The following is a 5,319-nucleotide window of genomic DNA, read 5'->3' on the forward strand; positions in this document are numbered from 1 at the left end:
TGAGCTGCTGACGGAACACAGACGCCCGCACGGTTCGGATGCAGCATGCCCTGCGCTGCATGAGGTTTCCTTCCGGGCTGAGTACGTACGCTGGCTTCTCGCCTACAGCGGCGCGGAACAGCTTGTTACGGCTCCGGGGCGCAAGCCGCTCAAGATTGTAGCCGATGCGGGCAACGGCTGCGCGGGTCTTGTGCTTCGCGAACTGACGAAAAACCTGCCCTTTGATTTCACCTGCCTGCATATGGAACCTGACGGCTCTTTTCCCAACGGCGTACCCAACCCGCTCTTGCCGGAACGCCGCGCCGCCACCGCCGCTGCCGTGCGCGAGGCCGGAGCGGATATGGGCATCGCCTGGGACGGAGACTTTGACCGCTGCTTTTTTTATGACGGCAACGGCAATTTCATTGAGGGCTACTACTGCATAGGTCTGCTGGCACAGGAACTGCTGCGGCGCGCTCCCGGCGGCAAGGTGGTTCATGACACGCGCGTCTACTGGAACACCCGTGAAATGGTGCTTGCCGCAGGCGGCCAGCCTGTCATGGGCAAAACCGGCCATGCCTTCATGAAGGAACGCATGCGTGCCGAAGACGCCGTATATGGCGGCGAAATGAGCGCACACCACTATTTTCGTGATTTTGCCTACTGTGACTCCGGCATGCTGCCCTGGCTGCTGGCGGCAACACTACTGCACCGCACAGGTCGCCCCCTGGCGGAACTTGTGGCCGAGCGCATGAACGCCTATCCGTGCAGCGGCGAAATCAACCGCCGCGTGCAGGACGCGCCTGCCCTTATGAAGCTTGTGAGGGAACTGTACGCCCCAGGCGCCCTCTACGAGGACAGCATGGACGGCGTAAACCTGGAATTTGCCGACTGGCGCTTCAACCTGCGCATGTCCAATACCGAACCGCTCCTGCGCCTCAATGTGGAAACCCGCGGCAACCGTGTCCTGCTGGAAGACAAGACCGCCGAACTCCTGCGCCTGCTGGAGGAACGGGGCGGCGCGGTTCCGGCGTAAACGCCGGAGCACTGTGGGGCTGTTACGGCGGAGGCTGCGGGCTGATCTGCAGATTGTCACTGGCTACACTTTTTTCTTGCTTTTTCCCAGATGAACAAACTACGAATCATCCTTAAATGTTAACATGTTGCAGTTATTTAAAAACAACGCCAGGCCAGACAGCCATCAAAGCCACCCCCAGGCATCAATCAGGCCGGCAACAAATTACTAAAACGCATAACTGCAAGTGTCCGATCAACTTGTGTCGGCACCAGCCAGGCAAACTCATGATAAATTTTTTCTGTGCATCGTGTTCTAAAATTTTTTCAGCGCGGCCTCATGCCCGAGAAATGCTCGCACTCATAAAAAATACGCTGCTCTTTTTTTTTGCTGTATATATTCTCTTCTTTTTATTCTCTTTTTTGCCTCAGGAACCACTGCGCAAACATCTCCAAGAGGCCGCCTCCGCTGGGTATTTTGACGATAACTACCCAAAGCCCGACTGGCTCCACCTCATCAGCCCCCGACTGGATATGTACACGGAATGTGTGGGGATCGGCATCGCCACCACAATGCAGCCCAGTGCAGAATCTCTGCTGTTCATGAACACCTTTGGCGAATGCAGCGGTTTGCTGCGGGCGACCACATCAGACTTTACTGGCGGCTACCCATACATGCGCTATGTGCATGGCTATCAGCTTTTTCTTAAACCCTTGTACACCTTTTTTTCTATAGAAAACGTCCGTCTGCTGACGTTCTGCATAACGTCTGCACTCTTGCTGCTTCTGCTGGGCGTACTGAAACACAGCCTGAACCTCTCGTACGCTCTGGCAATTGTTTTGACATTTTTTGTCACCCAATCAGCCAATGTTTTTTAATCGTTACCCATGCAGCACAGTTCTGGGTAGTGCTGGGCGGAGCCGTTCTGGCGGTATTGCTTCGCCACCGCCTACCACCTTTAGTCCTGTTTGGGCTGCTTGGCACCGTAGATGCCTTATGCAGTTTTTTGAATATGGGCAGTTTAAGCCTGGGCTTGCCCCTGCTCTGCTATTCTTTATCATTGTGGAGTGACGGGCGCACATCCACCGACATTATCGCCGCAATCTTTTGGGGCAGCGTGGGCTGGGCGGCAGCCTTTGTACTGCCCTGGCTGCTCAAATGGTCCTTGCTGGAGGTTTTTTATCAGCCAAGCCGAGAGCAACTCTTTGGAGTTACTCTGGAAAAATATCCCAACCGTAGCTTTGGCATGGTTTTTCTTGCTTTTTATAGAAATATCATACATTTACACTGGATTCTTGGCCTGGCTTTATACGCGTTGCTGTTCAGACGCTGGCGCAAGTTGCGCCCCACACCCCCTACCGGTTTGTGGCCTGCGCTGCTCCCGGCTCTTATTCCCATAGTTTGGATAGGGATTCTGCCGGGGCAATCGGGCATCAAGCATGCCTCTTTTATAAACCTGATATTGTGGCCCGGCATTGCGGCAACAGTACTGATGCTTCTGGCCCTGCCCAAGCCTCGGACGCAGCTGGAAATACAGCATGAGAGCAACTGCACCCTCCCCAACTATGACACTTCCGAGCGCATATAGGCACATAGCGAGGCGTTTTTCATGACTTTTAGCGCAAAAAAAATTGCCGTCATCTTTCCTGCGTATAACGAAGAGCTGACTGTAGGAAAAACCATAGAAGATTTTTATCAGGCACTGCCGCAGGCCGCCATTTGGGTAGTTAACAACCGATCCTCCGATAAAACAGAGTCTGTCGCCAAAGAAACAATGGCACGCCTGGGCTGTACCGGCGGGGTTATTAACGAACCGCGCCCCGGTAAGGGCTGTGCGGTGCGCCGTGCTTTTATGGAAATAGAAGCAGATGTATACCTGCTTGCAGATGCCGACATGACGTACCCGGCAAGCCAGGCACAGGAGCTTCTGGCGCCCGTTCTCGCCGGAGAAGCGGACATGGCGGTGGGGGACAGGCATTGCGAAGGAGACTACGCATCAGAAAACAAAAGGGCTTTTCACAATGTGGGCAACATTCTTGTTCGCAAACTTGTTAATGGCCTGTTTCAAGCACGTCTGTCTGACATCCTGAGCGGCTACCGCGCCTTCAGCCGCCGCTTTGTCAAAACCTACCCCATCCTGGTAGACGGCTTTGAAGTTGAAACGGATGTGACCTTGCACGCCCTGGACAAACGTATGACGATTTTAGAAATCCCAGTGCGGTATAAGGATCGCCCGCCGGACAGTTTTTCCAAATTGAGCACCATGCGGGACGGCATGCGGGTAATCTTTGTTATTGGGAAGATATTGCGCTATTATAAGCCATTACGCTTTTTCTTCGGCGCGGCTCTGATAGCGGCCATCAGCGGCTTACTGGCGGGCTGGCCCGTTTTGCAAGAATACTTCAATACTGGCTATGTGTCTCACGTGCCTCTGGCTATCCTTGCTTCGGGCTGCGAAATTGTGGCCCTGCTACTTGCCTCGGTAGGTTTGATTCTGGATACCATTGCCCATCAGGAAAGAGCCCGCTTTGAACGTGAACTGTTGAGCAAGACGTACAAAAAACCTTGCGGCCTGCCCCGTGAATAAAGGTAAGGGCGATTTTTTTCGCAGCAGTTTTTTTCGCTTTGTCCTAGTGGGCGGGATAGGTTTTATCATTGAAGCCATAACCCTGACCCTGATCGCACAGCATTCCTCCCTCGGCCCCATATGGGGCCGGGCCGTTTCCTTTCCGCTGGCTGTTTTGTCCACTTGGTGGCTGAACCGTAAACTCACGTTTCGTTCACAAAACCCTCCAGGGGCAGAAGGTGTCCGCTATTTCGGGGTGCAAATCCTGGGCGCGCTCACGAATACAGGCATTTTTATACTGACTGTAAAGGCCATTCCCAGTCTATGGAACATTCCCATAGTTCCTCTGGTTTTTGGCTCCACGGGAGGGCTTGTAGTCAACTTTATCCTTTCTGCAAAAGTTGTCTTTGTACCGTTGCGCTCTAAAAAATAAAACATCTTCCCCTGCAGTGTCGGAAGTAAGAAACCGCTGATTATCCTCGGGCGCATGCCAGCCAGATTACAGTTGCAATGCTTTTCTCACCAGTCGTAATTTCCAGAGCAAACAAGGCTTTGAAGGGTGGAACATGATTTTTACGTTGGACATGTGTGTTCTCCTTGTCTCGTTGAGTAGTTATCACACCTGTCCGATTTTTGGGGAGCACTTCTGTATTACAGTATCCAGAGCGATGGGGGTGTTCACAATGGGGCCAAGTCCCCTTACGTCTTCGCCTTCAACGGCGCAGGCCATGACATGTTTTTCTTATGGACGTTCATTTCCACATACAGTAATTTTTTCATAAGCTTGTCCTCCATGGTTGTGGCTCTGTGACTAGGTGTTTTTTTGTGCATAGCCCACGCTTGCATGGATGGACAGGGCCTCTGCTTAATCCGGTTCAATCATCCTATCTGCGGAGCACCCCAGCACGGGGCGGCACGGTTCCGGCGTAAGCGCCGGGCCCGGAACGCACAGTGGTCTTGTTCTATATCTTGAAATGGTGTAACTTTTGCAACGTGCGCCGCAGTGGACATGCATGCAGCAGGCAGCGTAAAATACCTATTTGAATATCAGTGAGAACATTCATGCAAAGCATTGCTCCCGTCATACTTTGCGGCGGCAGCGGGACCCGTTTGTGGCCGCTCTCGCGGGAAACATATCCCAAACAATTTGTGGATTTGGGCGAAGGACGCACCCTGTTCAAGGACACGCTCCTGCGGGCGCGCCGTACGCCGAGGGGGCTGGAGCCTGTGGTCATCTGCAATGAAGACCATCGCTTTTACGTGACCGCAGCGCTGTACGAATGTGACGTTCGCGCCACCATTCTTTTAGAACCCGCACCGCGCAATACCGCGCCGGCTATCACTCTCGCGGCCTTTGCCCTTACCTGCAACGGCGGGGATCCCCTCATGCTGGTGCTGCCGTCCGACCATGCCATCAACGATGAAGACGCCTTCTTCAAGGGGGTGGCATCTGCCGCGGCTCTGGCGGAACAAGGGCATATCGTCACCTTTGGCATCACGCCCACCAGCCCGGAAACGGGCTTCGGCTATATTGAACAGGGCGATGCCTTGGGCGATGGCTTCCGCGTGGCCCGCTTTGTGGAAAAGCCCGATGCGGTGACCGCTCAGGCCATGCTGGATCAGGGCGGCTTTTGGTGGAACAGCGGCATGTTCCTGTTGCGCGCTTCCGTATTCCTGAAAGAGCTTGAACGCTTCGCCCCAGAAATACATGCAGCCTGCCGCGCCGCCTGGGAAGGACGCACGGCGGACGGCGCGTTCT

The 5,319-nt window shown here is 54.1% G+C and carries 6 protein-coding genes; all 6 read left to right on the top strand.

Features of this window, described 5'->3' with window-relative positions; all coding sequences use genetic code 11:
- Positions 1 to 1,015 (top strand): phosphomannomutase (locus V6C07_RS08815; RefSeq protein WP_333536033.1); only part of this gene is annotated, 1,015 nt, incomplete at its 5' end.
- A 266-nt stretch (positions 1,016 to 1,281) separates the two neighbouring features.
- Complete coding sequence (locus V6C07_RS08820; RefSeq protein WP_333536035.1) at positions 1,282 to 1,872, top strand: hypothetical protein; 591 nt, start codon at positions 1,282 to 1,284, stop codon at positions 1,870 to 1,872.
- Between the two features lie 134 nt (positions 1,873 to 2,006).
- Complete coding sequence (locus V6C07_RS08825) at positions 2,007 to 2,582, top strand: hypothetical protein (protein WP_333536036.1); 576 nt, start codon at positions 2,007 to 2,009, stop codon at positions 2,580 to 2,582.
- A gap of 21 nt (positions 2,583 to 2,603) precedes the next feature.
- Positions 2,604 to 3,581, top strand: coding sequence for a glycosyltransferase (locus V6C07_RS08830; RefSeq protein ID WP_333536037.1), 978 nt, complete (start codon positions 2,604 to 2,606; stop codon positions 3,579 to 3,581).
- Positions 3,574 to 3,993 carry a GtrA family protein gene (locus V6C07_RS08835; protein WP_333536038.1) on the top strand — a complete coding sequence of 140 codons (420 nt, stop codon included), beginning with the start codon at positions 3,574 to 3,576 and terminating at the stop codon, positions 3,991 to 3,993. Before V6C07_RS08830 ends, V6C07_RS08835 begins: the two co-directional genes overlap by 8 nt.
- Before the next feature lie 629 nt (positions 3,994 to 4,622).
- A partial coding sequence (locus tag V6C07_RS08840) for a mannose-1-phosphate guanylyltransferase (RefSeq protein WP_333536039.1) occupies positions 4,623 to 5,319 on the top strand: 697 nt, incomplete at its 3' end.

Origin of the sequence: Desulfovibrio sp. 1214_IL3152 (assembly GCF_036763055.1) — a bacterium.
In the GTDB taxonomy this organism is placed as follows: domain Bacteria; phylum Desulfobacterota; class Desulfovibrionia; order Desulfovibrionales; family Desulfovibrionaceae; genus Desulfovibrio.

Bases quoted from the DNA above. Each gene is read 5' to 3' on its own strand.
- V6C07_RS08820 (WP_333536035.1), top strand. From the start codon at position 1,282: ATGATAAATTTTTTCTGTGCATCGTGTTCTAAAATTTTTTCAGCGCGG.
- V6C07_RS08825 (WP_333536036.1), top strand. From the start codon at position 2,007: ATGGGCAGTTTAAGCCTGGGCTTGCCCCTGCTCTGCTATTCTTTATCA.
- V6C07_RS08830 (WP_333536037.1), top strand. From the start codon at position 2,604: ATGACTTTTAGCGCAAAAAAAATTGCCGTCATCTTTCCTGCGTATAAC.